22 protein-coding genes and 1 pseudogene are annotated in these 26154 nt (G+C 46.1%); 12 read left to right on the forward strand and 11 right to left on the reverse strand.

The features are described from left to right. The first annotated feature begins 41 nt into the window (after positions 1-41). Complete coding sequence (locus RIG66_RS23820) at positions 42-938, forward strand: methyltransferase domain-containing protein (RefSeq protein ID WP_446381181.1); 897 nt, start codon at positions 42-44, stop codon at positions 936-938. Between the two features lie 77 nt (positions 939-1015). Here the strand turns inward: RIG66_RS23820 and ureE are convergent, their stop codons facing one another. The 4 genes from ureE to holA form a co-directional block, all read right to left on the reverse strand. Next, complete coding sequence (gene ureE, locus RIG66_RS23825) at positions 1016-1453, reverse strand: urease accessory protein UreE (protein ID WP_446381182.1); 438 nt, start codon at positions 1451-1453, stop codon at positions 1016-1018. Between the two features lie 32 nt (positions 1454-1485). Then, positions 1486-1977, reverse strand: coding sequence for a DUF4168 domain-containing protein (locus RIG66_RS23830; RefSeq protein ID WP_446381183.1), 492 nt, complete (start codon positions 1975-1977; stop codon positions 1486-1488). A gap of 117 nt (positions 1978-2094) precedes the next feature. Continuing rightward, on the reverse strand, positions 2095-2553 hold the full coding sequence (locus RIG66_RS23835) for a DUF4168 domain-containing protein (RefSeq protein WP_446381184.1): 459 nt from the start codon (positions 2551-2553) through the stop codon (positions 2095-2097). A gap of 358 nt (positions 2554-2911) precedes the next feature. Then, a complete protein-coding gene (holA, locus tag RIG66_RS23840) occupies positions 2912-3892 on the reverse strand; it encodes a DNA polymerase III subunit delta (RefSeq protein WP_446381185.1) in 981 nt (326 codons plus the stop codon). Between the two features lie 33 nt (positions 3893-3925). Here holA and RIG66_RS23845 point away from each other — a divergent pair, with 33 nt between their 5' ends. From RIG66_RS23845 to RIG66_RS23880, 8 genes and pseudogenes are all read left to right on the forward strand, one after another. After that, complete coding sequence (locus RIG66_RS23845) at positions 3926-4711, forward strand: DUF1868 domain-containing protein (protein WP_446381186.1); 786 nt, start codon at positions 3926-3928, stop codon at positions 4709-4711. A gap of 205 nt (positions 4712-4916) precedes the next feature. Then, the gene (locus RIG66_RS23850; RefSeq protein ID WP_446381187.1) at positions 4917-6881 is read left to right on the forward strand and encodes an AAA family ATPase; all 1965 of its coding nucleotides are present in this window, start codon (positions 4917-4919) and stop codon (positions 6879-6881) included. A 129-nt stretch (positions 6882-7010) separates the two neighbouring features. Beyond that, positions 7011-7622 carry a cobalt-precorrin-8X methylmutase gene (locus RIG66_RS23855; protein ID WP_446381188.1) on the forward strand — a complete coding sequence of 204 codons (612 nt, stop codon included), beginning with the start codon at positions 7011-7013 and terminating at the stop codon, positions 7620-7622. A 188-nt stretch (positions 7623-7810) separates the two neighbouring features. Continuing rightward, a complete protein-coding gene (gene cbiE, locus RIG66_RS23860; RefSeq protein ID WP_446381189.1) occupies positions 7811-9088 on the forward strand; it encodes a precorrin-6y C5,15-methyltransferase (decarboxylating) subunit CbiE in 1278 nt (425 codons plus the stop codon). Between the two features lie 350 nt (positions 9089-9438). Further along, on the forward strand, positions 9439-9960 hold the full coding sequence (locus RIG66_RS23865; RefSeq protein WP_446381190.1) for a hypothetical protein: 522 nt from the start codon (positions 9439-9441) through the stop codon (positions 9958-9960). Between the two features lie 133 nt (positions 9961-10093). Then, a complete protein-coding gene (locus tag RIG66_RS23870; protein ID WP_446381191.1) occupies positions 10094-10978 on the forward strand; it encodes an isocitrate lyase/PEP mutase family protein in 885 nt (294 codons plus the stop codon). Positions 10979-11279: 301 nt separating this feature from the next. Then, positions 11280-13763: an ATP-dependent Clp protease ATP-binding subunit gene (locus tag RIG66_RS23875; RefSeq protein WP_446381192.1), complete on the forward strand. Its 2484-nt coding sequence runs from the start codon at positions 11280-11282 to the stop codon at positions 13761-13763. A gap of 124 nt (positions 13764-13887) precedes the next feature. Continuing rightward, positions 13888-14181, forward strand: a pseudogene (locus RIG66_RS23880) (Hsp20/alpha crystallin family protein); the annotation flags it as partial. Between the two features lie 507 nt (positions 14182-14688). Here RIG66_RS23880 and RIG66_RS23885 read toward each other — a convergent pair. Then, positions 14689-15396 carry a lysophospholipid acyltransferase family protein gene (locus RIG66_RS23885; RefSeq protein WP_446381193.1) on the reverse strand — a complete coding sequence of 236 codons (708 nt, stop codon included), beginning with the start codon at positions 15394-15396 and terminating at the stop codon, positions 14689-14691. 360 nt (positions 15397-15756) lie between these two features. On the opposite strand from RIG66_RS23885, the gene gorA reads away from it, so the two are divergent. The 3 genes from gorA (at position 15757) to RIG66_RS23900 (ending at position 19714) form a co-directional block, all read left to right on the forward strand. Next, positions 15757-17103 (forward strand): glutathione-disulfide reductase, encoded by a 1347-nt coding sequence (gene gorA, locus RIG66_RS23890; RefSeq protein ID WP_446381194.1) that lies wholly within the window; start codon positions 15757-15759, stop codon positions 17101-17103. A 123-nt stretch (positions 17104-17226) separates the two neighbouring features. Beyond that, the gene (locus RIG66_RS23895) at positions 17227-18666 is read left to right on the forward strand and encodes a phosphoglucomutase/phosphomannomutase family protein (RefSeq protein WP_446381195.1); all 1440 of its coding nucleotides are present in this window, start codon (positions 17227-17229) and stop codon (positions 18664-18666) included. A gap of 820 nt (positions 18667-19486) precedes the next feature. After that, on the forward strand, positions 19487-19714 hold the full coding sequence (locus RIG66_RS23900; RefSeq protein ID WP_446381196.1) for a LapA family protein: 228 nt from the start codon (positions 19487-19489) through the stop codon (positions 19712-19714). A gap of 663 nt (positions 19715-20377) precedes the next feature. Here RIG66_RS23900 and RIG66_RS23905 read toward each other — a convergent pair. From RIG66_RS23905 to RIG66_RS23930, 6 genes are all read right to left on the reverse strand, one after another. Then, complete coding sequence (locus RIG66_RS23905) at positions 20378-21784, reverse strand: amidase (RefSeq protein WP_446381197.1); 1407 nt, start codon at positions 21782-21784, stop codon at positions 20378-20380. A gap of 134 nt (positions 21785-21918) precedes the next feature. Then, positions 21919-22860, reverse strand: coding sequence for a lysophospholipid acyltransferase family protein (locus RIG66_RS23910; protein ID WP_446381198.1), 942 nt, complete (start codon positions 22858-22860; stop codon positions 21919-21921). A 366-nt stretch (positions 22861-23226) separates the two neighbouring features. Next, positions 23227-23520 carry a hypothetical protein gene (locus RIG66_RS23915; RefSeq protein ID WP_446381199.1) on the reverse strand — a complete coding sequence of 98 codons (294 nt, stop codon included), beginning with the start codon at positions 23518-23520 and terminating at the stop codon, positions 23227-23229. A 367-nt stretch (positions 23521-23887) separates the two neighbouring features. Further along, positions 23888-25093: an AAA family ATPase gene (locus RIG66_RS23920; protein WP_446381200.1), complete on the reverse strand. Its 1206-nt coding sequence runs from the start codon at positions 25091-25093 to the stop codon at positions 23888-23890. A 37-nt stretch (positions 25094-25130) separates the two neighbouring features. Then, on the reverse strand, positions 25131-25676 hold the full coding sequence (locus RIG66_RS23925; RefSeq protein ID WP_446381201.1) for an RNA 2'-phosphotransferase: 546 nt from the start codon (positions 25674-25676) through the stop codon (positions 25131-25133). Positions 25677-25879: 203 nt separating this feature from the next. Further along, positions 25880-26098: a hypothetical protein gene (locus RIG66_RS23930; RefSeq protein WP_446381202.1), complete on the reverse strand. Its 219-nt coding sequence runs from the start codon at positions 26096-26098 to the stop codon at positions 25880-25882. Positions 26099-26154: the final 56 nt, after the last annotated feature.

The following is a 26154-nucleotide window of genomic DNA, read 5'->3' on the forward strand; positions in this document are numbered from 1 at the left end:
TACACTCTTTACAGGGAAAACGCAATGACCAAGGATAATTAATGAGTTCAACACTTCAGCGTCAAATTCAGCAGTTTTACGACGCCTCCTCCGGACTGTGGGAACAGGTTTGGGGCGAACACATGCACCATGGTTATTATGGTCCGCTGGGTCGTGAGAAAAAAGGTCGGCGTCAGGCGCAGATTGATTTAATTGAGGAACTGCTGAATTGGGGTGATGTGCAGCACGCCGAGAACATCTTAGATGTAGGGTGTGGGATTGGCGGAAGTTCTCTGGACTTAGCCCAACGGTTTGGGGCAAAGGTACAAGGGATTACGCTGAGTCCCGTCCAAGCCGCCAGAGCAACCGAACGGGCAAAAGAGGCGGGGTTAGAGGCTGAGGTGGAGTTTCAGGTGGCTGATGCCTTGGATATGTCGTTTGCGGATAACTGTTTTGATTTTATCTGGTCGTTAGAAAGTGGGGAACATTTACCCGATAAGCATAAATTTCTGGCAGAATGCTACCGGGTTCTGAAACCAGGTGGGACATTTCTGATGGCGACGTGGTGTCATCGTCCGATTACGCCAGCCACGGGAGAGTTAACGGCAGATGAAAAGCAGCATTTAGAGCAAATTTACCAGGTTTACTGTTTACCTTATGTGATTTCATTGCCAGAGTACGCCGCAATTGCCCGTGAGTTATCTTTTGCGGATATTCGCACTGATGATTGGTCAGATGCAGTCGCACCGTTTTGGGATATTGTCATTGATTCAGCCTTTGAACCCCAAGCATTAATCGGTTTACTCAAAAGTGGTTGGGGTACAGTGCAAGCGGCGCTATCGTTGGGATTAATGAGTCGGGGGTATCGGCGGGGTTTGATTCGGTTTGGTGTACTCTCTGCTCAGAAACCATCTTTAAATCGCTTGACCCTGAGCGAAGTCGAAGGGTCAATCCCCTGAAGGGGTGACAAACTCGCGTAAAAGGTAGGTAGGGTATGGGGTGTGGGGTATGGGGTGTGGGGAAAATATTAGAGAAACTAACTGTGATGGTGATACGCCCCAATTTCGGGTTGAAAGGGAGCGATTTCTGGCTTCACATCCACGCCTAACTGATTCAACATCGCCTGTAAAACGGAGTCAGGTGACAAGCGTAAATAGTGGGGAGTGACTTCCAAGGGGACGTGGCGATTACCAAGGTGATAGGCGGCTCGCAGTAAACTCAGGGGATGGGGAGACGTAACGGTTAAAACAGGTTCGGGTTTCGCCGCAATCTGCACCACTATCTCACCTGTCTCAGATTGGAGTAAATCCCCATCATTGAGAATCGTCCCTCTCGGTAAACGCAGATACAAACCCTGACCCTCTGGGGTTTCAAAGCGGTAGCGTGTCCGGGTGCGTTCCTCGGCGGTGAGGGAAAGTGTAAAATTAGCGGAGAGTTTTGTCGCTGAGTTCAAGCGTTGCGTCAACGTCAGCATAAATTGCCCAATCTGTCAAGCTAAAGTGCAAGCTAAAGTGACCGTTTCAGGCGAATCAGTTGATTCTGAATTTGCCGTTGTAAATCGGGGTCGAATTGAGCTGTATTCGTAATAGCGTTAAATTGAGCCATGTTGAACCCCTGGCTTTCGCCAATTTCTTTGGCTTTATTGCAGTAGTTGACGGCAATTCCTTGGACATCAGAGGGGAGTTCTTTGAGAGAATCGGGTTGGGTACAGGTAATATTAGGAATCTGATCTTGGTTTATCTGTTGCTGAATTTCGCTGAAGGCAGTTTGACGGCTATTTTCGATCGCCAGAAGTGCCTTGGCGTAATTCCTGATTTCCTCTTCGGTGATAGTTTCGGCTGATAATGGGGAGATAGACGGACTTGCCTCTGGAGTGGAGTTAGAGGAACATCCAGAGAGAATGAGGGCGAGTGCGGTTACACAACTCGTCCAGGAAATCCTATAGGTTCGCGATCGCGCCTGTATGGGCATGGAATCCGATTCAAGTAGCAACGGCAAAGTGTAGCTCTATTTTGACAGGTTTTGACCGTTTGGATCTCAGGAACTTAGTAAAACTCAGGGTTCTTGCTTATATCTAGAGTTCCTTACCGAGCGTTATGATACCACAATAGGGGCTTATCGTTGGCTGGATTCTTGCTGTCTTTGTAATGCATCTTGAATCCGCTGTCGTAAATTACCATCTTTTTCCGCCAGACGTGTAATTTGATTGAATCGGGAGGGGGTTAAATAATTATTCACCAGCGCTAAAGCTTGGTTACAATAAGTATTGGCAATTTTTCGCGCCTCCTGAGACGGCAGTTGATTGATGGTTTCTGAGCGATGACACTGGATATCAGGAATGTTGCCATTTACGATTTTTTTAATTTCGTTATAGGCAACTTGGCGCAAGGGTTCCATGGCTAAAACTGCTCTAGCATAGTTGGTAACTTCCGCCTCGGTAACCGCTTGTTGAGCATAGACAGCACGGCTGAAGTCCAAACTTAGAGACTGTCGCGAAAGTTCGGGAATGAACCCAGACAGTAAACCTAAGCTGGTTAGTGCAGCTACAATAAGTGGACGAGAGAAACGAGGCACATGAGGGTGATTACAGTAGGACGTGATCATGACGATCGCAAATAATTAAACAGTACACAACAAAACCCAGAGTGGGCTTGTTTTTCCTGAACTATTTTAGGGGATAGAAGTTCCGCTGTCGGGTGTCGGGTGTTGGGTGTTGGGTGTGGTGTCGGGTGTGAGGGTGTGAGGGTGTGGGGTATGGGGTGTCGGGTGTGGGGAAGTTGGGGAAGCTGGGGAAGCTGGGGAAGTTAACTTAAAACTCTACCTTAACTATTCCCTATTCCCTGACAAATGACCAATGACAAATGACCAATGACCAATGACCAATGACAAATGACAAATGACAAATGACAAATGACAAATGACAAATGACGAATTAATGACAAATTTGACACAATTTTATCACTTGAGTTTGCAGAGTGGAGAGTCCCTCAGCACCTCGTTTTAGGCTAACCTCTAACTCTAATAAAACTCGTAGCGTTGCCATTAATTGATCCAGGCTGAGGTGTTGCACATCTTTCTTCAGAAAGTAAATACGCTTAGGGTTACCAACTTCGGCGGCGTTAGCAATAACTTTTATATCCTTTTCTCCCTCACTCATCATTAGCTTCACCCATAACCATGTGCGAAATTGTCCCACAAGGGTGGCGATAATTCGTAATGGGTGTTCGTTGTTGTTGATTAAGTCAGCAATCAATCCTAATGCTTTAGTTGTATCGCCTTTGAGGATACTCCCGGCTAATTGTAGGCTATTGTGAGTTGTGGTGGTGACTAACGTAGAAACAGCGCGTTCATCTAAGCTAGTCGTCTCATCGCCAGCGTAAAGGCGTAATTTGTCGAGTTCGTTGGTAAGTTGACGGGTATTGTTACCCACTGTATCAGCCAGGAGTTCAGCCGCTAGGGGAGTGAGTTTAACACCAGTGGTTTGGGCGTAGGATTTAACCTGTTGGACTAATTCCTCGGTTTTCCAGGGGGGAATTAGCGGAAATTCTCGGATTTTGGCGTGTTTTTGCAGCAGTTTGGTGGATTTGAGCCGTCCATCGGGGCGATTATGACTGGTGAGCAGTAATATAGATTCTGGTGGAATGGCGGGGAGAGTGCGTCCAAGTTCAGCGAGAACATTTTCGGAACAGTTTTGGCAAACGGTGGTATCGACTAGCCAGACTAATCGTCCTCCCATCCCAAATGGGGGAGTCATCGCTTGATTGAGTCCCTGAATTACGGCATCGGGTTGGTCTGGGGGAATTCTATCATAGTTAAAACTCAGCCAGTTGGGGTCGAGGACGGACTGGCGCAATTCTTTGACGGCTTGGGTAAGGGCGAAGTCATTGTCTCCCCAATAAAGATAAATTGGCATAAGGACGTTTAGCGTATTCGGAGGAAATTCAACGTGGATGATACTTATCCAACCTATGTCAATCGGGTGGCGAGGATGACTGTACCCGATAGTTATCACTCCCAGTTACCCAATATCCAGGAGTCACCGAAGTTTGAGCATCTGGCTGATGGCACAACTAAGGCGGTTAATTTTCCAGGATACACGGTGATGACTCCACCCTGGGAGGATGAGTCGGAGAATGGGGCGTTTTATGGGAGTTTACAGGAGTTACAAGGGATATTAGAGCAGGAATTGCCCAGTTTCATGATATCGCTTCCGCCTGAGAGTTTTCATTTCACGCTGGCGGATTTAATTTGGGAAAATAATTATCGGGATGCGGTGCAGAATAATCCAGAGTTTGATCCACAACTTCAGGGACGCATTCGAGAGAGTTTTGGGCAATATCAGGAGTTGTATAGGAGTTCTTATCCTATATATTGGCAGTTTTTTGGCGTGATTGTTATGCCCCGTGCGATTGGGGTTTGTTTGGTGCCAAAAGATGAGGAGTCTTATCAACGAGTGGTTGAGTTCCGGCGTTGTCTTTATCAAAATCCGGGATTAATTGGTTTGGGGGTTGAGCAGCAGTACCATTTTACGGCGCATATTACGTTAGGATACTTTGGAAAAATTCCAGCACAGCTTGAGCGCGATCGCATTAGTAGTATGTTATCGGATTTGAATCAGCAATGGTTAGCGAAGGAGGATAATTTATTCTGGGTGAAGCGGGCTGAGTTGCGGAAGTTTGATAATATGACTCATTTCTATCGCAAATCGGATTTTCCGGTTGTTGAGTTTTGATCTGAGTTAGTGTGGGGTGGGGGCAATGTTTACGTTGATAAGTTTAAAACCCGCCCTCTTTTAGGTTGTTAAAGATGGGATTTGTGTATTTGCGGTGTGAATGGTTTTGTCTCAAGATTGAATCGTTTTTAACGCAGAGGTTCGCAGAGGTAAGCGCAGAGGGACGCAGAGGGTTTGGCGTTAGTTGTGAGTAGGAGATGGTAGGATGTATTTGGCTAAGTTTCGATTGTATAACTATAAATCGTTTCGGGATTCGGGTTGGTTGGAGTTTTCGCCCGGTATCAATATTATTGTGGGACAGAATAATTCAGGTAAGACGGCGCTGTTGGAGGCGCTGACGCTGAATTTTGAGAATGTGCCGCATCGGAGTTTGAGAACCTTACCCAATTCAGATTCACGATTAGATGATGAATCGAGGGCGGCAATTATAGTAAGTTTATCCAAGGCAGAATTTATTGATTTCATAAACAAATTACCTGAGCATTCCTTTGGGATATTGCCGCACAATCATCAAAAATTAAAAGAATTTGTTGACCTTTTACAAGAATGGTTATACAGTCCTAAGGACATTAACATTCAAGCTTCTCAAGCCGGAAATTCATATATTGAAGATAATGAGATACAAGTCAATGATCTCAAGACTACTATGAAGCTTTACCATGTCACAAAGAACAATCGGAAGAGCCTATTGATAACAAATCATCAAACAAGAATAATTTATTTTGAGGTGCTAGGGGATAATAAATTAAAGGTTGGCAATGAAATAACTGTTGAGGGAGATAGAAAATATATTTGGATTACGATATTTAATAAATTTAAATACCGTATATATCGTTTTCAGGCTGAACGTACCGCTCGGTCAATATGTGCTTCTGGAAGTAGCCGTCATCTAAAATCTGATGCATCTAATCTTCCTGAAGTTATCAATAAACTAGAGGAGCGAGGAAATCGAAAAATATTTGATAAGTTTAATGAGTATGCATCAAGGATTTTTCCAGAAATACAAGAATTTTCTGTTCGTAATATAAAGTCCAAAGCAAAACCCTCGCTGTTCTCTTCTTCAATAGAGATTTTAGTGTGGTCGAAAGATGCTGCTGAAAATGATAGAGAGGATTTAGCGATTCCACTTTCAGCTTGTGGTACTGGAATTGGTCAGGTATTGGCAATTCTCTACGTTGTTCTTACTTCCCAAGAACCGCGAACTATTATTATTGATGAACCCCAATCCTTCCTACATCCGGGTGCAGCAAAGAAACTAATCGAAATTCTCAAAGAGTTTCCGCAGCATCAATATTTTATCGCCACTCACTCACCCAGGATTATAGCGGCGGCGAATCCTTCTGCTATTGTGAAGCTGCGATATGAGGATGGGGAAAGCAAAGCCGAGGTGATGAATCTGAACGATATTAAGGAACAGCGTTCTCTATTAACTGACTTAGGCGTTAGATTATCCGATATTTTCGGGATGGATAATATTCTCTGGGTGGAAGGAGAAACGGAGGAAGACTGTTTTCCTCTGATTCTAGAGAAATTAGCGAAAACATCTTCTGTAAGAGGACTGCAAATTCTCAGAGTTAGAAAAGTTGGAGATTTTCAGCAGAAATCCACTAAAGCGGCTGAAAATATATTTTACATCTATGATCGCCTGAGTAGTCGGATCAGTTTATTTCCGGATCAGATGCGGTTTGTATTTGATCGAGAGAATAAGTCAAATGCGGAAATTGACAAGCTAGAAAGGGAACGTCCTAATTTGTTCTTTCTCCCTCGCTGTATGTATGAAAATTATCTGCTGCATCCACAAGCAATCACTACTATTATCAATGATGAGTATAAAGAATATCTTCCACCGGAAGAAGTTGATACAGTCAAAGTCTCTGAGGCGGATGTTGAGCAAAAAATTGCTGATAAGAAACGTCAGAAGCGTTACTTTGACTCGAAAGAGTTTCAGGAAGACAAGCTAAAGGATTTAGACTGGGTTAACCAGAATATTCATGCAGCAAAGCTGCTCAAGGATTTGTTTTCGGAGTTATCTGAAAAACGAATAGAATTTCGGAAAACTTGGCATTCTTTCAAGCTTACTGAGTGGTTACTAGAACATGAACCTGAAAAAATGACTGAACTTGCTGAGTTTTTACAGGGGGTAATTGAAGGGAATAGTGTTCAAGATTAAATTTCGGTTGAGTTTGTAGATCAATGTAATGGTGCGTTACGCTACGCTAACACACCCTACAGATTAAGGCTTTTAATTAGAATATTTAGTTCGCGACTCATTTAGGGAAAATAACGATAGATAATTTCTATGAACCCGCTAAATCATCCAATTCTAGAGCAAAGTTTTGCTATCATTGACCAAGAAATTGGCGAACATAAATTCACACCTGATGAATATGCAATTGTTCGGCGGGTGATTCACAGTACCGCTGATTTTGAATTGGCTAAACTGATTTATTTTAGTCCAGAGGCAATTACATTAGGAATTACCGCCATCCAGAATAAAGTCCCGATTATTACTGATGTGGGTATGGTTAAACAGGGAATTATGGGAATGGTAAGTAAGACGTTTGAAAATCCGGTAATGGCGGCGGTTGAACAAGCATCGGTGGCGCTTCCTGGGAAAACTCGCACGGAAACGGGTTTATTAAGTTGTTATTGTCAGTTTCCTGAAGCCATTTATGTGTTTGGTAATGCACCGACTGCACTCTTAGCATTATGTGCTGAGTTACAACAAGCTTCAGTAAAACCAGCTTTGGTTATTGGCGCACCTGTAGGATTTATTTCGGTTGTGGAAGCAAAAGAGACTTTAGTAAAAACCCCAGTTCCGCAAATTCGGATTAATGGGCGCAAAGGGGGTTCCCCTGTTGCGGCGGCGATTCTTAATGCTTTAATTGTCTTAGCGTGGGAAAATTCGTGAACTTAACTTATAAGCGTTTGTAGTAAGCGCTTGTAGTAAGTGCTTTAGCGCTTCTGGCACTGAAGTGCCTACTACGAACCCAGTTACCTTGTGGTGGGCAAGAGCAATAAACGATATGATAAAAAATTTAAGGATTCTAACTCTTGCCCACCCTACATGAAATATTAATAACAAATAACGAATAACAAATGACAAATGATATTCATGTAGTCGGAATCGGTTTAGATGGCGTGGCGGGACTCACAGAATCCGTGAGACAATTAGTAGAACGGGCGACGCTGTTAGTGGGGAGCGATCGCGTCCTGAGTTACTTCCCTGATCATCCCTCACGCCGCCTGGTTTTGGGCGATTTGACGCAGGTGATCCGCGAGATTCGTCGCCAGTTGGCTAAGAATGAGCCAAATTGCTGTATCATTGTGTTAACCAGTGGCGATCCCTTGTTTTTTGGCTTGGGACGTTTATTATTAGCTGAATTGCCACCTGAACATCTCACGTTTCATCCCCATGTCAGTGCGGTACAATTAGCATTTAGTCGGGTGAAAGTCCCTTGGCAAGATGCGGTGACAATTAGTAGTCACGGGCGTTCTTTAGAACGGTTAACCCAAGCGCTACAACAGGGAACCGATAAAATTGCCGTACTGACGGATAAAATAAATACGCCGAGTGCGATCGCAAATCTATTACTTGATCTGGATTTACCGTGTGAGTACCAGTTTTGGCTGTGTGAAAATCTTGGTGGAACCGATGAACGGGTGCGGTGTTTGCCTGTGGATGCGGTACACTTAGAAGCGATCGCGCCGCTGAATGTGGTGATTCTCCTGCGTCAGTCTGAATCTAGTGATACACCTATAGATGTCGCCACTTTACCTATATTAGGGCTATCCGATCAAAGTTTTGCCAGTTTTCGCGATCGCCCGGGTTTAATGACTAAGCGAGAAATCCGTACTCTGATTTTAGCGGAACTATCCCTACAACCGGAACAAATTATCTGGGATATTGGTGCAGGAACAGGTTCCGTCTCGGTTGAAATTGCCCGATTATCGCCGACGTCTCACGTCTATGCGATCGAAAAAACGGCGATGGGAACGGCTTTAATTGAACAAAATTGCCGCCGTTTACAGGTTACGAATGTTACCTCTATCTATGGTACAGCACCGGATATATTATCTCAACTGCCCACCCCCCAGCGGGTGTTTATTGGCGGAAGTGGCGGGAATTTGTTAGCGATTTTAGAACGAACCCAGGCACAATTAGGAGATAATGGCATAATCGTGTTAGCCTTAGCCACCTTAGAACACCTGAATCAGGCAGTCAACTGGTTTAGCGATCACGGTTGGACGTATCGATTGTTACAAGTTCAGCTTTCCCGTTCCATTCCCGTCGCCCAACTCACCCGTTTTACCCCCCTGAATCCGGTGACGATTATTCGAGCTATGCGATCGGATAAAATAGAGGGTGCTGAATAGGTATTGGGGTGGGGTTATACCAAATCCGCCTTTATCACCCCCTTTTTCCACGGCGATTGAAATCGCTGCTACACAAACAAAGTCCGCCTGCGCGGACTAGGTTATAACGGGGGTAGCGTTCCCCGGATTTGGTATTAGAGAGCAGGGGAGCAGAGGGAGCTGGGGGAGCCATGTAGAGACGTGCCATGGCGCGTCTGGAAGCTGGAGAAGCATAACAATAATCCCTCTTGCTCCCCTCTCCCAAGCTTGGGAGAGGGGCTGGGGGTGAGGGCTGTTTAAACCACCAAACCCACCCTGATTCATACGTCGTAGATTAAGAGACGTGCCATGCTACGTCTGTCATCAGTGACATGAAGCAAGTTACAGTTTATCTCAACCATGGAAAACACTGTACCGGAAGCTCCGATAACGGCAGAACCACCATCGAGAACCATATCTTGTATCCCGGTGATATGTGTATTGTTGATCCCGCCAATTCCAAAAAACACAAATACAGAGGTAGAATTGGCAGACTGGATGGCACTCAACGAAAAGGAATTCCCCGACTTTGTTTCACCGACAAAAAAGGGGGTTATGGTTACATCAATCCCGTTGATCTCTCCCCTCTCCCCGCCAATCTTCCCGCCATAACCAGCATTAAATCATCGTCCCAAAAACCCCATCCCACTTTTTCGGTAGACTTACCGCCAAAAGTTCCCGGCGATAAAGACAGTCTACAACGTGCCATCTGCCTTTTGGGAAATCGCACTAAATCCGAACTGAAACAGAAACACCAAACCGAATTAAGAGAGCTAATTGGCACCTATCCCAACGCCCAGAGAGCCGCCGATTGGAAGAAAGGATTAAAGCAAGTGGTTAAACAGTCGGATTGAGGGAGATGAGGGAGATATGCTATGGCACGTCTGTGTGTAGGGGCGGGTTTAGGGAATAATATTGATGGCTATCCCTAGCTTAGCTGCAAAACCCGCCCCGACCAAATGACGAATGACAAATGACGAATGACAAATGACCAAAACATTTCGCCAACTCCTCCAACAACCCGAAACCCTCATCCTTCCGGGCGTATACGATTGCATCAGCGCCAAACTCGCCGAAAAAATCGGCTTTGAAGCTATCTTTACCAGTGGGTTTGGCATTTCCGGTTCCACCCTCGGTAAACCCGATTACGGTTTTCTCACCGCTACCGAAATGCTGAATAGTGTTGGACGAATTGCTGAATCCGTCACCATTCCCCTTATCGCCGATATTGATACCGGGTACGGAAACCCCCTCAATGTCATCCGTACCGTAACCGATATCGTTAGACTTGGTATAGCCGGAATTATCCTCGAAGACCAAGAGTTGCCTAAGAAATGTGGTCATTTTGCCGGAAAACGGGTGATCCCCGCCGCAGATCATATTCAGAAAATCCGCGCCGCCGTTCACGCTCGTGGTAAAAGTGAATTAGTGATCATTGCCCGTACTGATGCCCGTGCGCCCTTGGGACTCGACGAAGCGATTAATCGCGGACGTGCCTATTATGAAGCTGGAGCGGATATTATCTTTATAGAAGCCCCCCAATCTATTGAAGATTTACAGGCGATCGCATCAGCACTTCCTAATGTGCCTCTGTTTGCCAATATGATAGAAGGGGGCAAAACTCCGGTGCTGTCGGGTCAACAATTGCAAGCGTTAGGCTTCAAAATCGTCGTCTATCCCCTCTCTGGCTTATTTGCAGCGACTAAAGCCATGATGGACTGTTTGACTCATTTGCGCCAACAAGGGACTACCGCAGGCTTTTCCAATCTCGTCTCCTTCCCAGAATTTGAGCAGCTTATTGACGTACCGCACTATCGCCAACTCGAACAGCAGTTCACTGTATCAGAAGAACCACCGCAGGGGGAAGCGTGAGGATGATGGGGGAGATAGTGTAGAGACGTAGCATGCTACGTCTCTACATGCTGATCCGGTTGACCAATAGAAGAATGTCGGTATACATGGGTAGAAAGAGACGCCATCTTCAAAACTTAACCGGAATACCCTGAAATCCCCTGTAGACGGCAACTACACCCAACCATTACGGTTCTGCCCACTGATAGAGTCCATCATACAGAGGTAAAGTGTTAGTAGAAAGTACATAAAAATTTACAAATAAGGGTAAATCGTTTACCCCTTCAGCCAATCATATACCGCTCGGCAAAGGAAACCAACCATGTTTGAACATTTTACAGACAGAGCTATCAAATCGATTATGCTCGCCCAAGAGGAAGCCCGTCGCCTGGGACATAACCTCGTGGGAACGGAGCAAATCCTCCTGGGATTGTTGCGAGAAGGAACCAGTGTCGCGGCGATTGTCCTGAAAGAGATGGATGTCACCCTAGAATCAACCCGGAAGGTGGTCGAAAAAATCATTGGTCGCGGATCAGGCTTTGTTCCAGCAGAAATTCCCTTCACTCCCAAAGCCAAACGCCTGTTTGAGCAATCCTTCAAAGAAGCTCGACAACTGGGACATAATTATATCGGTCCAGAGCATTTGTTACTCGCTATTCTGCAAGACAGCGACAGCGTTGCGGGTAAAGTGTTGCAAAGTTTAGGCGTTAATCCCTCCACCGCCCGCACTAAGCTGATTCAAGCCATTGGCGAAGTAGCAGCGGCTGCAACCGCTAGAGGACCCGGTACTTCAATGATGGGTCGCACCTCAAAGTCCGCCACCCTGGAAGAGTTTGGCAGGAATCTCACCCAGTTAGCCTCAGAAGGTAAGTTAGACCCTGTGGTGGGTCGTGTCAAGGAAATTGAACGGATTATCCAGATTTTAGGACGCCGCACCAAGAATAATCCCGTATTATTGGGAGAACCGGGCGTTGGTAAAACCGCGATCGCAGAAGGGTTGGCGCAACGGATTTCCGATAATCATGTGCCAGAACTGTTGGAAAATAAGCAGGTGATCAGCCTGGATATCGGATCACTGATTTCCGGGACTCGTTTCCGGGGTGATTTCGAGGAACGCATCAAGAATATAATGGCGGAAGTGCGTGAAGCCGGAAATATTATCCTGGTGATTGACGAAATCCATACCTTAGTCGGTGCTGGGGCGTTAGAAGGCGGATTAGATGCAGCAAATATCCTCAAACCCGCATTAGCACGAGGCGAACTCCAGTGTGTTGGGGCGACGACATTGGATGAATACCGCAAACATATTGAGCGAGACGCCGCCTTAGAACGCCGTTTCCAACCGATTATGGTGGGTGAACCCTCGGTTGAGGAAACCATTGAAATTTTGCAGGGATTACGGGATGCTTATGAGCAGCATCACCGAGTAGAAATCTCTGATCATGCGTTAGATGCAGCGGCGAAACTGTCCGATCGTTATATTAGCGATCGCTTCTTACCGGACAAAGCCATTGACTTGATTGATGAAGCTGGAAGCCGTGTGCATTTGATTCATTGTCAGCCGTCTCCAGCCACGCGAGACATCAAACGTCAAATGCGTCAGGTAACCAAAGAAAAAGAAGAAGCCGTTCGTCTCCAGGACTTTGAGAAAGCCGCCCAATTGCGCGATCGCGAACAGGAACTGGAAACTCAGCTTCAGGCGATTCTGCAAGAGGAAACCGACGAAGATACCCCTGTGCAGACACCTCTGGTAAATGAAGAAGATATTGCCCACATTGTCTCCTCCTGGACAGGTGTACCCGTCAACAAGCTGACCCGATCCGAATCAGCCCTGCTGCTGCACATGGAAGATACCTTGCACCAACGCTTAATTGGTCAAGAAGAAGCCGTTACCGCCGTCTCCAAAGCGATTCGGCGGGCACGGGTGGGGTTAAAAGACCCGAATCGACCCATCGCTAGCTTTATCTTCTCTGGACCGACAGGAGTGGGTAAGACGGAATTGGCGAAAGCATTGGCGGCTTACTTCTTCGGGTCAGAAGAGGCGATGATTCGCTTGGATATGTCCGAGTACATGGACCCGCACACTGTCTCTAAGCTAATCGGTTCGCCTCCCGGATTTGTCGGCTATGACGAAGGCGGTCAACTTACAGAAGCCGTCCGGCGTCAACCCTACACGGTACTCCTGTTTGACGAAATCGAGAAAGCACACCCCGATGTCTTCAATAGCCTCTTACAACTGTTGGATGATGGTCGGTTGACAGATGCCAAGGGTCGTACCGTAGACTTCAAGAACACCCTGATTATCATGACCTCGAACATCGGTTCGCGGGTGATTGAAAAAGGTGGCGGTGGTTTCGGATTTGAAGATTCAGACAACCTGGCTGAATCTCAATACAACCGGATTCGTAGCCGTGTGAATGATGAACTCAAGGACTATTTCCGTCCAGAATTCCTCAATCGCCTTGACGATATTATCGTCTTCCGTCAGTTAAACCGCGATGAGATTAAGCAAATTGCTGATCTCCTCCTGGTGGAAGTTTCCACTCGCTTAGTTGAACAAGGAATTACCCTGGAAGTGACGGAACGGTTCAAAGAGCGTTTAGTTGAAGAAGGGTATGATCCCAGTTATGGGGCGCGACCTTTACGTCGGACGATTATGCGGCTATTGGAAGATAGTTTAGCGGAAGCCATGTTAGCGAGTGAGATCCTTGAGGGAGAAACCGCTGTGGTTGATGTAGATGAGAATGGTGAGGTGAAGGTTTTACCTGGTGAATCGCCAGCGCGATTGCTGCAACCTGTTGGTTAAAATTTAGCAACCTAGACGTAGCATGTAACTTGTTCTAGACGTAACATGCTACGTCTTTTTTTTTACAACTTTTTTACCACCAAAACCACCGAATTAGCCACGTCACCAAAGCCGCAATAAAGACGATAACATCCACCTCAAGCTAGAAGTTCCGGGAATGGAACCCAAGGATTTAGATGTGCAAGTCACCAAAGATGCGGTGATGATTAGCGGCGAACGCAAATCTGAAGCCAAGACTGAAGAAGGAGGAATGACGCGCAGTGAATTCCGTTATGGTAAGTTCCGCCGTGTGATTCCCTTACCCGGACAAGTTGAGAATACGCAAGTCCAAGCTGACTATAAAGACGGCATTCTAAATCTCAATATTCCCAAGGCGGAAGCAGAAAAGAATAAAGTATTTAAAGTGAACCTTGGCTAATCAGAATCGGTGAGAATTCAGATTAACTAGGCTTGTAGACAGCCCTCACCCCCAACCCCTCTCCCAAGCTTGGGAGAGGGGAGCCATCAACTGATAGTAATAGAGACAAAGATTAATTAGGGGCTGATGAACAAAACCGAAACCCTTACCCATCAATACTTTGAGCTTTATTGACAGAGGGTTTGATTCAAGGAAATCGGGTAGTATTCTTTAAATGTATGGCATCACCTTGCTCAGGAAAAATGTACCCTTGCTCCCCCAGCTCCCCCAGCTTCCCCAGCTTCCCCTCACCACAACACTTATTCAGCAGCCCCTAATTAGGGCGAGTTTTGGTGAGCCGTTATCGGTGAGGTCGGACTGGTTTTGTTGTACATTTGTTGGTGAGGAGGGCGGGTTTTGTTGTTCCGTTATTTCAAATAGCTAACGTTAATTCCTAAACCCGCCCCTACAGTTCCTAAACCCGCCCTTACATTAGTTTCTCGCCCCTACAATTGATGCTAATCATTATTAATTCCCAATCTCCTGAAGCGCCTGTCGCACATCATCCCTAATCTTTTCAGCACATCCTTTGACAGGTTTATGACAGTAATCTGCCACCGATAAAGGTGAACCAATACGAATATCAACATCGCATCCCTTGTGCGGTACAGGTTGACTGTAATGAATCCGAATTGGCACAATTTTAATCCCTAAACCCGGTTGATCCGTTTCTGCATGGAGCGCAATCCGAGCCAATCCTGGTTCTAAGGGTTGGATTTCTTCTGTCCGAAAAATATCGCCTTCAGGGAAAATAACCAGAACTTTTCCCTTCTCCAATAACTCAATTCCGTGACGCAGACTGGAAATTCCCGGATGTTTAGGATCAACGGGGAATCCGCCTAAACGACGAATAAACCACCCTTGCACGCCTTTCATTTCATCAATCGACACCATAAACTGTAAATCTCGTCCGGTAATATCTCGACCAGCGGCATAAGCTAACATCAGCGCATCCCAGCGAGACCGATGGGTGGGTGCAAAGATAACTGGATTATCTTTGGGTAAATTCTCCCGTCCCTTGACCTGAATCTTGTCAAAGTAAAAGGGCAAAACTAGGTGACGCCCTAGGGGATAGACTAGGCGCACTAACCAAGGGGAAATATGAGAGGTAGTTGCCTCTTCCTTGGTATTGGTGGAATGGTCTTGAGTTTTGTCAGGGGATTTAGTCTGGCTCATTGTGGCAATTGGTGATGTGCAAGCCAAAAATTTTCATTACAGCTTTACCTTAAGTGTTATGACCTAGACTATCCTCTGCCTAAAGGTTGATGACGTTAGTTCGTAGTTCGTAGTTCGTAGTAAGGGCTTTAGCCCTTATCAAGGGAGGCAGCGCCAGAGAACGAGACTGGACTAGGGCGGGTTTTGTTGTTCCGTTATTTCAGCAATAGCTGACGTTAGTTCCTAAACCCGCCCCTACATTAGTTTCTAAACCCGCCCCTACAATCGAATGTAATTGCACAAAAATCTGCCTGTTGAATGGTGCAAGACTTCCTTCACCTATGCAACCTTCAAATTAGGTACAGATACTCAAACAACAATATGTCTTATCATTACGAACTCCTCATCATTGGTGCAGGGTCTGGCGGACTAGCAGCAGCGAAACGAGCCGCTGCTTATGATATCAACGTTGCTGTGGTGGAAAAAGAATCTCTAGGTGGCACTTGTGTCAATCGCGGCTGCATTCCCAAAAAATTAATGGTTTATGCGGCTGATTTTGCATTACAAGATCAACTCGCCACCAGCTATGGCTGGAGTGAATGTCAACGGCAAATCAATTGGTCACAATTTCTCAGCAAAATCCACCACCATATCGATAAACTGAATCAATCCTATCTGCAAACACTGGAGGAGGCGGGAATCGACCTGATTCGCGGTCAAGCCAAATTTGTGGATGCTCATACGATAACTGTAAGCGATCGCCAAATTACTGCCAATAAAATTATTATTGCTGTGGGTGGGCATCCCATCGTACCCAATATCCCTGGCAAAGAGCATGGGATTACCTCCCGCGAAATGTTTCACCTGCAAGAATTGCCCAAACGACTGGCAATTATTGGCGGCGGCTATATTGGTGTAGAATTTGCCAGTATGATGGATGCTTTGGGATCTGAGGTCACGCTGATGGATGTCGAGGAGTCAATCTTACCTGGGTTTGATCACGATATCCGCATGTCTGTCCAAAGGGCTTTAAGTCAACGGGGAATTCGGATTCTGACTCAAACGACAGCCAAAGAAATTAGCCAAGGAAGCGATGGAATCCAACTCAGCTTATCTGGGGACTATCAGGAAACCCTGAACGCCGATACTGTCTTAATTGCCACCAGTCGCGCCCCCAATACGAAAGATATGGGTTTGGAAAACACGGAGGTGAACGTCAGTGAAAAAGGTGTCATTGAGGTGGATGAGTACAGCCGCACGACACAGGATACTATTTTTGCCATTGGCGATTGCACCAATCGTATCCCCTTAACCCCCGTCGCCATCGCTGAAGGTCAAGCTGTTGTAGATACGGCAATTGGCAACCAGCCCCAGTCGGTTAATTACGACGATGTTCCCTCTGCGGTGTTTACCCGCCCAGAAGCGGCGACTGTGGGAATGACACAAAGCAAGGCGCAGAAAAAATTTGGTGACTCTGTGCGCTGCTACCGCACTGAATTTAAACCCATGCTTTACAGCCTGAGTGAACAAGACGAAAAAGCGATGATCAAATTAATCGCTGAGGGAGAAAACCAACGCATCGTGGGCGCTCAGATGGTGGGTGAACATGCGGCGGATATTATGCAAACTCTTGCCGTGGCGATTCGTCAGGGTGTCAACAAGCAAGAGCTAGATGCGACGATTTGTATCCATCCCACCATCGGAGAAGAGGTTCTTACGCTGGAGTAATGGGGAAGCCAATTCTATTTTCGGCAAATTGTATTCAGGCACACATTGGTACACTCAGACAAATTACAAATGATAATACTCGTCCCCCTATAATTGAGTAAAATCAAGAGCAAAGTAGCCCAAATGAGTGCAACAAATAGCGCTAAAAAAATAAAATTCGGTACCGATGGCTGGCGGGGAATCATCGCTGATGATTTTACCTTCGCCAATGTCTGTAAGGTAACTCGTGCGATCGCGAATTATCTGGATACAGCCTACGGCAAAGACCGCCCCGTCTTGGTAGCCTACGATACCCGCTTTCTGGCTGATGAGTTTGCCCGCACCGCTGCTGAGGTTTTGGCAGACTTGGGCTGGACGGTGAAAATTGTCAACCGGGATTGTCCGACGCCAGTGATTGCCTATCAAGCGCGTCAACTCAACTCAGCCGGAGCGCTGATGTTTACAGCTTCCCACAATCCCGCTGCCTATTGCGGGATTAAATATATTCCGGATTATGCAGGTCCTGCTACCCCGGAAATTACGGATACGATTGTTTCCAATATTGCTGGGGCAGATGATGCACTACCGAGTGGTAAGTCGGGTGATAAAATTTCTACCTTTGATCCGAAACCGGATTACTTGGACTTTATTTACACACTACTAGATGTAGAACGGATTCGGCGGGCGCAACTCAAAGTAAAATACGATGCCCTTTATTCCACCTCTCGCGGTTATCTGGATGATGTCCTGGAATACTGTGGCTGTCAGACGGAAAGCTTTAACACCACCCGTGATGTCTTATTTGGTGGCGGAATGCCCGAACCCAAAGGCGAGTATCTGGTGGGGTTGAGAGAAGCCGTGACGCGAGATCAGGCGGATTTAGGTCTAGCCACTGATGGAGATAGCGATCGCTTTGGTATCGTAGATGAACAGGGTAATGTACTAACCCCCAATACTGTGCTATTGTTACTGGCACGCCACCTGATTAAAAACAAAGGTAAAAAAGGTGCGATCGTCCGTACCGTTGCCACAACTCACCTATTGGATAACTTTGCCGTAAAACATGGTCTAGAAACTTACGAGACAGCTGTCGGGTTTAAATACATCGGTCAGAAAATGCGGGAAACCGAGGTGCTGATTGGCGGTGAAGAATCTGGGGGATTGAGCATTATTGGGCATATTCCTGAAAAAGATGGTATTTTAGCCAATATGCTGGTGGCTGAAGCCATTGCCTACGAAGGTAAACCCCTAAGTCAGTTAGTCGAAGAAGCGATTAAAGAAGCTGATGGTCCGGTTTACAACCAGCGCTTGGACTTGCATTTGAATGAGGATCACAAAGCCGCCGTTTTAGACACTTGCACCAAAAATCCCCCCCAAGAAGTGGCTGGAATTAAGGTTAAAGAAGTCGGACGCAAAGACGGGATTAAACTCTATTTATCAGAAGGAAGTTGGGTGTTATTGCGTCCCTCCGGTACCGAACCTCTGATGCGGGTGTATATGGAAGCGGATTCTCCTGAAAAGCAAAATCAAATTGCTGAGGCGATGAAGCAGATGATTCAGCAGATGGAACCAGCAACGGTATAACTAAAGCTGAATTAGGGTTGTAGAGACGTTGCATGCAACGTCTCTACACAGCAAGAGGAGGCGATTGAAATCGCTGCTACACAAACATAGGCGAAGCCTTCCCGAAGGGTAGTCCGCCTACGCGGACTGCGATTATAGAGGATTTCGACTTCCATCCCCCCACCAAAATGAATCGCAAAATAGTTTCAATCCCTGATAGGGATTATAGAGGATTTCGACCTCTGTAGACTCGGCAAATGGGGAGGACTCAGAAGTTTCAATCCCTGATAGGGATTATAGAGGATTTCGACCTCTGATCAACGGAAAGTACAGCAAAAAGGCGCTGTTTCAATCCCTGATAGGGATTATAGAGGATTTCGACGAGGTCACTTTGGACAAAGGTCTTGGCACTTCAGGTTTCAATCCCTGATAGGGATTATAGAGGATTTCGACCAACAACCTCTGAAACGCTTGCTGTATTTGGTTTTCAAGGTTCGATTGCGACAACCTCTTCTAACTATAGCATTTCAGCCCTCGCCTTTGACAAGCCCTCTCCAACAAAAACTCTCAAATCCTTGCTGGATAAGTTTTTCAGACATTGCGACAACCTCCTAAACTGGGAAAAAGCCTGTATCCCTGATCCAATAAGGATTACAGCCTCAAATTTTGACTCCTCAAAAAAAACACCTACTGGTTGTCGCATTAGGCAAAGAAAATCGAATCATCCCGAAGAGATTCGCCGCCGATGCGCTTAACCTTGCATTGACAATACCCCAGAGGCAGTCAAACTGTACTCATATAAACTATACTGCATCCACTGCCCTGAAGACTTGAGCGTGAGATGAAAGCCTTAACTAATCTACTCACATCTGTGATTGTCGCCGCTTGGATTGCGGCAATTGCCATCCTATCGGTACAAAATGCCACACTTGTATCTCTTAGATTTCTCAATGTTGAATCCATTAAACTCCCTGTGGGAGTTGTTTTAGCGTTTAGTGTGGGAATAGGCTTGATTGCTGGGGCAATTATTCCCTGGGTATGGCAGATAGAAGGCAGAAAGCGATTATAAGTAGGTGGACATAATTAACGTGAAGGGTGAAGATAGTCATTCGTCATTTGTCATTTTTCATTTGTTATTTGTCATTTGTCATTTGTAAGGGTTTGAGGTTTGTTTACAAAACTTAGTGGGTATGCTGTTTTCTTTTTAGGTAATCTGTAGGGGCGGGTTTAGGGACAATTGTAGGGGCGGGTTTAGGGACAATTGTAGGGGCGGGTTTAGGGACAATTGTAGGGGCGGGTTTAGGGACAATTGTAGGGGCGGGTTTAGGGACTAAATTCAGCTAGTCACCGATAATGGAACAACAAAACCCGCCCTCCTCACCGATAATGGAACAACAAAACCCGCCCTCCCCACCGATAAATCAACAACTTGCACCCGCCCTCCTCACCGATAAATCAACAACTTGCACCCGTCCTCCTCACCGATAAATCAACAACTTGCACCCGCCCATTCCTCCACCGTCAGACAATCAATTAATCCCAAACCGAACAACAAAAATCAGCAGATTTTCAACCGCGATCGCATATCAAAATGTCGGCGTGATAGGGTGGGGCAGGGCGGGTTTTGTCGAAAGGTGATTGGTTGCTTCATTCATTTTGTCCCTAAACCCGCCCCTACAGGGGAACTTGGAATAACCAACAATACTATACGCATTTCAAGGTTTATAATTCATTACACCACTAACGCTGGACGCTGGTGAATCCCCGGATTTATCGCTTCTAACCGAGTAGCCAACGCAATCAGCGTGGCTTCAGCCGCAGGGCGTCCCACTAGCTGAACCCCTACAGGTAAACCCTTTGAGTCAAATCCCGTGGGAATTGCGATCGCGGGTAATCCACTGGCATTAAATGGAGGACAAGGTGCAATCCAACGAATAATATTTTGCAACGTTTCCTCTGGACTTAAAGACGCCCATTCCCCCACCCGAATCGTTGGGTGCATATACACCGGAAGCACCAGCACCTGAAAATTCTCAAAAAAGCCGACAATCTGTCGCGATATAATCTGCATCTGGGCAACAGCTTGCAAATACTCCCCCGCCGAACCGGATTGGGCGGCAATCCATTGATTCATCGGACTTAACGCCGCCACGGGAATCCCTGTCGCCGTTACCCCGGCTTGCCACACCTTTTGAAAGGGTTCAATTAAAGCACTAAAATCAGGACAACCCGGTTCCACCTGATGTCCCATCTCTTCCAAGCGCCGCGCCGTTTCATGCACCGCCTGCTGACAAACCTCTGCGGCATCCCCTAGGGGGGGTATCGCTGTAGAAAAGGCAATTCGCAATTGACCCAGCGGTTGACGAGTGGCTTCCAGAAACGATACCTCCGGATCAGGTAACCAATAGGGATCACCAGGAATATAGCCAGACATCACATCCAGCAACGCCGCCGCATCCGCAACCGTGCGGGCTAAAGAACCATTAGCGGCAATTCCATTTTGGCGATCGCCCACAGGGGCAAAAGAGACTCGTCCCCGTGCAGGTTTAATCCCCACCACGCCACAGCAGGAGGCAGGTCCACGCACTGAACCGCCCCCATCAGACCCCTGGGCGATCGGGCATAATCCAGCAGCAACAGCCGCAGCAGACCCCCCACTTGATCCGCCTGGGGTGTACTCTAAATTCCAGGGATTACGGGCTGGGGGAAATCCTGGAGGTTCGGTATAAGGAAGCGAACCCACTTCTGAGGTGGCGGTTTTGCCTAAAATAATGAATCCGGCTTGTTTAATCCGGGCGACGACGCCATCATCGTAGGGCGCTATTTTATCTTTGAGAATCGGCGTGCCGTAGGTACAGGGTAATCCCTGGACAGCGGTGAGGTCTTTTATAGCAATGGGTACGCCAAAAAAAGGGGGCAGTTCAGCACTATCTCTTATCTGCGTCAACTGTTCAGTCTTGGCTTTGGCATCCGCTAGCGCCATATCAGTGGCGACACTAAAATAACTGCCTAATTGAGGATTAAACTGTTGAATGCGGGCTAAATACAGTTCGACTAATTCTAAGGGAGATACTTGACCTTGGCGAATTAATTGCGCTTGTTCTAAAGCGGGTGTGAAGGCTAAATCAGTGTTAGTCATTTGTCATTTGTCCTTAGTCATTTGTTATTTGTCTTTTGTTGAAGACGGCTTGCTGTCTGTCGAGGTAGGTTTAGCGGGTGTAGGGTGAGGAGAGCAAAGCGTAACGCACCATTTCAAACGATAGTAGTGAAACCCTATAACAATAGGCAATTGAGCCAATGACGCAGAGGTTTAGGTTGGTTGGGTTCTTGATAATTATTGGGTAATAGTTTAATCAGCGCCTCTTCTAACGTTTCCATCGCCTTTTGGACTTCCTTTGGTTTGGGGCGTTTGGATTGAGGAAAGTGCAAGGGTTCGCCAAATCGCAGGGTTAATAGCTTGCGAAAATAAAGGTCATGAGTGCCAATCAAGGCTACGGGTACAATGGGGACGCCCGCCCGCAACGCATACATAATCCCACCTCGCGCTAAGGGTAATTGTAATTCACCTTCAACCTCACCCAGTCTCCCCTCTGGAAAGATTAAAACGCCATCCCCACGGGCAAAAATTGCCTGCACCACCCGTTCTATCTGTCGCATAGTACCTAATCCGGCGTTGCTGGGTACATCCTCTTCAATGGCGGCGGCTAAGTCGGCTAAATCCTCGCGCCCTGCTTGGGCGGCTTCAATAACCGCTTTTTCTTCTTTCCAGCGCCGTTCTAGGGGAATGACACCCCCCGCCCAACCCAAAATCCGGCGTTTCCACCAATGGTTATAGAGAGTACGGGCGTCAGCCGGGGTGTAGTAGTAGGGATGTTCGGGGACTTCGGCGAGAATCAGTAATGGATCAATGTGATTGAGATGGTTGGCGGCGAGTAATGCGGGTTGAGTGGGGATATGTTCCGGGTTTTCGATTCGCACCGGGAACAGCAGATGAATAAACGATCGCAGGATGAAACGCCTTACCCTTCCCCTGACTCGCTGATCACAATCCCCATTCGCGATCGCATTCAGATTATTCCTAGCATTTTCGACAGCATCACGCACTCTGCGATCGCGGGCTGCACTCAATCCTTCTTTCACCCGTTGAATCATTGCAGGGGTTAGGGGTGACGATTGGGTTTGTTGGGTTTGCTGATTCTCTACGGAGGAACTCATAGGCAATTAGGGAAACAGGGAACACCGAGGTAGCCGGAATAGACTTCATCATTTATCTTTGATAACGTCTTTCCTCGATAGGAAATGCAATAGCCCAGTTTTTCCTTTGTCACCATCTCCACTTCGTTGCTTTGATTACACCATCCTGAATAGCTTGGAGTCGCAACGGTTCAAGTTACAACGGTAGTATAGACAGTTCAAAAACTGGCATACTATTATATACCAGTTTTCCAGGTCGTTATAAGAAGTTTAAATACTAAATTTGAGTTAGCCGCTTATGGTGCTAATGGTTATCCTGGGACACAACAAGGCTAAATTATTCAGGGAGCTTCTCAGTTGCCAAAAGAAGCTCCCTAACGGTTACTATTATTGATTTCCTTGGGAATCATTGTCAGTTGGAGGTTGAATATCAACATCAGGCGCGGTAATCGTCTTTTCTTCTTGGGTTACCTCCACATCAGGAACGGTAATCTCTTTTTCCTCAGTTCCTACATCAACTTCTGGTCCTTCAACTTCATATTCTGGCAAATTCCCAGGATCTACGTTTACATCTACATCCGGTTCTTCCCCGGCTTGCTCTTTTTCCACGCGACAACCTGTTGAAACAACAAGCAGTAAAGCCAGAGGAAGTAATAGAAGGGGTCGTTTTAGAAAAGACATAACTTTTTTATAGAATTCATTATCTCGTTACTAGGGTATTTACATAATGTAATAACTCTTACAACGGAGACTCTCTCATTTTAGGAAATAAGGTCAATTTTAGCTTATGCCTTTAGGATGAAATTATTTGAAGTAGCGTACCATGTCTCAATTGTTACATCAGCCTCTTAGGGGCGCAAGGCTTGCATCCGTGTCAACTAGATGTTGCTTCGCTTTTTGTTGCACGGGGGGAACCAGAAATTAATCAAAGTCCCCCTTTTTAAGGGGGATTTAGGGGGATCTAAACTTTGAGCGCTAGTCATACAAAGTTTTAAGTTGACACCAATAACCGACGTGCGCCCAATTTAATCGTCAAATCTACTCAGCCTTACACAAATCGATGCATAAACTCGTAGGTCAAATCCACTCGTCCTTTACGTAACATCGCCGGGTCGAATCGTTCTGTGGTATTACAGGTCATTAATACCACTAATTTTTGCTGCGCTTTAATCCCGGTATCATCAATCACACTCTGATACAACGTTCCATCCAATAAACTGAGAATATGCTCGGTTTTATTATTCCATTGTGCCACTTCACTGGCTCGATTTTTGGCTAAGTTATCCGCCTCGTTAATAATTAGGGCAACTCGTTCCAAATAACTCGGCGGTACAAAATTTTCTACCGCATCATGATCCAGAATAAAAATCGTATACCCCAACGGTACAAGAACTTCTTTTGCCAGCGCTTGTGTCCATACCGTTTTCCCGGTTCCCGGTTCACCATGCACGACAATCGCTAACTGGTTTTGATCCAGAATTGCCTGCTGAACGGTATCCGTAAACCGTTGAATATCGCTGGGAAAGTCTCTAATCTGAAACTGACTGTGAACCTTCCCCACCCGACTTTGATAACCACTCAACATCACCGCTACATTATAGGTCGCTTTATTCACTAACGGGCGAATTTCATCCGCCATTAAATTGTAGCAGCGCCGTCCTTGACCCTGGTTATTAATTTGTAACCAAATCTCTGGATTAGACCAGTAGGCATAGACTGTGCCAAACACTTCTAAGCGTTGCCAATTGACAAACTTTTCCAGAGGATAATAAAAGCGGCGATCCATGTAATCTTGAGTAATTAAATCAGGACTGCCCAGAATATCCAAAACTTTAAATAAAGTGACTTCTTGTAGTCGATTCAGGACATACTCAATCGGAATACTCTCGCGGGTAACCGTTTGGGTGACGGGCGTATTGACAAATATTGTCTCCCGCTGACAATGATTAGGAGTTGGCGGATCAGGGGTAATGTACTCCCAGAACTCATCCCACTCATAACACATATTTTCGGAAAATAAGCTCAAAACATTGGCAAAAATATTATAGTGATTTCGCCCTAATGCATCAGCCACATCACTGGTAAAATCTAGGCTCTTTTGCAATAACTCTGATGTGTCATTTTGCAGCAAATGTAAAATAAAATCCAAATCAAACTGCCGGGATAAAGGACGCCAGCCTAACCCCAATAACCCTTTCGATTGCCGATTATTCTGATGAGATTTTTCTTGAGACCAAAGCTGTTCTGAATTCATCACTATTTTTCCTGCTGAGTTGGAGACTCCTGGCGGATTAGAGTTGCTGTAGATATTTAGGGGGAACAAAATCCACTAACCACACGCCATTATCGGAACAGTAGAATGTATGACCCTTTTCGGACATGGCTTTAGCATCGACAGCCAAAACCACTGGAGAACCATGACGCTGTCCTACTTTTTTGGCGGTGGCGATATCCTGGGATAAGTGGACGTGATGCCGTGACATTTTGCATAAGCCTTGACGCCGAATCGATTCAACAGTTTTGTGACCTGTACCGTGGTAAAGTACCTCTGGTGGAAGGGTTGGTTCTAACTGTAAATCAACCGCGACACTATGCCCTTGATTGGCGCGAATCCGTGTTTCTGTCGCATCAAAGGAAAAGCGTTGTTTATCATTTTTGGCGACGACTTCTTTAAGTTCATGGAGAGTAAGGGGAAAGGAATATTGTTTACAAGCAGATAGCAGTTGATCAACGTTGACCCAGCCCCCTGGTTCTAAGGTTAACCCAATCCGTTCGGGTTGATGCCGTAGATGTTTACTCAGATATTTACTAATTTTAACCAGGCGAGTAGAGTTCATGGTTGATTGAATCAATAGCTTTTAAAAATGGTTTCGCTAACCCTAAACAATGGTTGGATAACGTTGCCTTGAGTCTGAGTCAGATCAATGGGTTCACACTCAGGGGTGAGGACTATGCCAGCTTGTATTATACAATACTACAATTACTAAAAATTGTCTACCTGTTAACTCTTCTGTAGCCATTGAATCCATTCTCGCGCCGCTTAAACCGTAGCGGTAACAGGTTGGGCTTTTCTGAGGTTACAGGCTTTTGCCAACAGCACAATGCTTTTGAGAATTCCCTCAGTCAGAGAGAAGAGGAAATGAAGAATGCCTGTTTCATTAGCAGAAAACGTGGAGTTAACGCCACCTGCTAAAGGATGAGTTCTCCAGGAGGTACTATTCCTACTTCTGATATAGATACTCCGCGATCGCACGATCATCTCGTGTAACTATATGTTTTTTTCGGGTGAGTTGATACAATGAACCAGGCGTAGGA

The sequence above is a fragment of the Coleofasciculus sp. E2-BRE-01 genome (assembly GCF_040221695.1).
Classification (GTDB): domain Bacteria; phylum Cyanobacteriota; class Cyanobacteriia; order Cyanobacteriales; family Coleofasciculaceae; genus Coleofasciculus.

Bases quoted from the DNA above. Each gene is read 5' to 3' on its own strand.
- RIG66_RS23865 (WP_446381190.1), top strand. From the start codon at position 9,439: ATGAAGCAAGTTACAGTTTATCTCAACCATGGAAAACACTGTACCGGA.
- cbiE (WP_446381189.1), top strand. From the start codon at position 7,811: ATGACAAATGATATTCATGTAGTCGGAATCGGTTTAGATGGCGTGGCG.
- RIG66_RS23920 (WP_446381200.1), bottom strand. From the start codon at position 25,093: ATGAATTCAGAACAGCTTTGGTCTCAAGAAAAATCTCATCAGAATAAT.
- holA (WP_446381185.1), bottom strand. From the start codon at position 3,892: ATGCCAATTTATCTTTATTGGGGAGACAATGACTTCGCCCTTACCCAA.
- RIG66_RS23875 (WP_446381192.1), top strand. From the start codon at position 11,280: ATGTTTGAACATTTTACAGACAGAGCTATCAAATCGATTATGCTCGCC.
- ureE (WP_446381182.1), bottom strand. From the start codon at position 1,453: ATGCTGACGTTGACGCAACGCTTGAACTCAGCGACAAAACTCTCCGCT.
- RIG66_RS23915 (WP_446381199.1), bottom strand. From the start codon at position 23,520: ATGTCTTTTCTAAAACGACCCCTTCTATTACTTCCTCTGGCTTTACTG.
- RIG66_RS23855 (WP_446381188.1), top strand. From the start codon at position 7,011: ATGAACCCGCTAAATCATCCAATTCTAGAGCAAAGTTTTGCTATCATT.
- gorA (WP_446381194.1), top strand. From the start codon at position 15,757: ATGTCTTATCATTACGAACTCCTCATCATTGGTGCAGGGTCTGGCGGA.
- RIG66_RS23895 (WP_446381195.1), top strand. From the start codon at position 17,227: ATGAGTGCAACAAATAGCGCTAAAAAAATAAAATTCGGTACCGATGGC.
- RIG66_RS23930 (WP_446381202.1), bottom strand. From the start codon at position 26,098: ATGATCGTGCGATCGCGGAGTATCTATATCAGAAGTAGGAATAGTACC.
- RIG66_RS23870 (WP_446381191.1), top strand. From the start codon at position 10,094: ATGACCAAAACATTTCGCCAACTCCTCCAACAACCCGAAACCCTCATC.
- RIG66_RS23910 (WP_446381198.1), bottom strand. From the start codon at position 22,860: ATGAGTTCCTCCGTAGAGAATCAGCAAACCCAACAAACCCAATCGTCA.
- RIG66_RS23885 (WP_446381193.1), bottom strand. From the start codon at position 15,396: ATGAGCCAGACTAAATCCCCTGACAAAACTCAAGACCATTCCACCAAT.
- RIG66_RS23925 (WP_446381201.1), bottom strand. From the start codon at position 25,676: ATGAACTCTACTCGCCTGGTTAAAATTAGTAAATATCTGAGTAAACAT.
- RIG66_RS23850 (WP_446381187.1), top strand. From the start codon at position 4,917: ATGTATTTGGCTAAGTTTCGATTGTATAACTATAAATCGTTTCGGGAT.
- RIG66_RS23900 (WP_446381196.1), top strand. From the start codon at position 19,487: ATGAAAGCCTTAACTAATCTACTCACATCTGTGATTGTCGCCGCTTGG.
- RIG66_RS23905 (WP_446381197.1), bottom strand. From the start codon at position 21,784: ATGACTAACACTGATTTAGCCTTCACACCCGCTTTAGAACAAGCGCAA.
- RIG66_RS23820 (WP_446381181.1), top strand. From the start codon at position 42: ATGAGTTCAACACTTCAGCGTCAAATTCAGCAGTTTTACGACGCCTCC.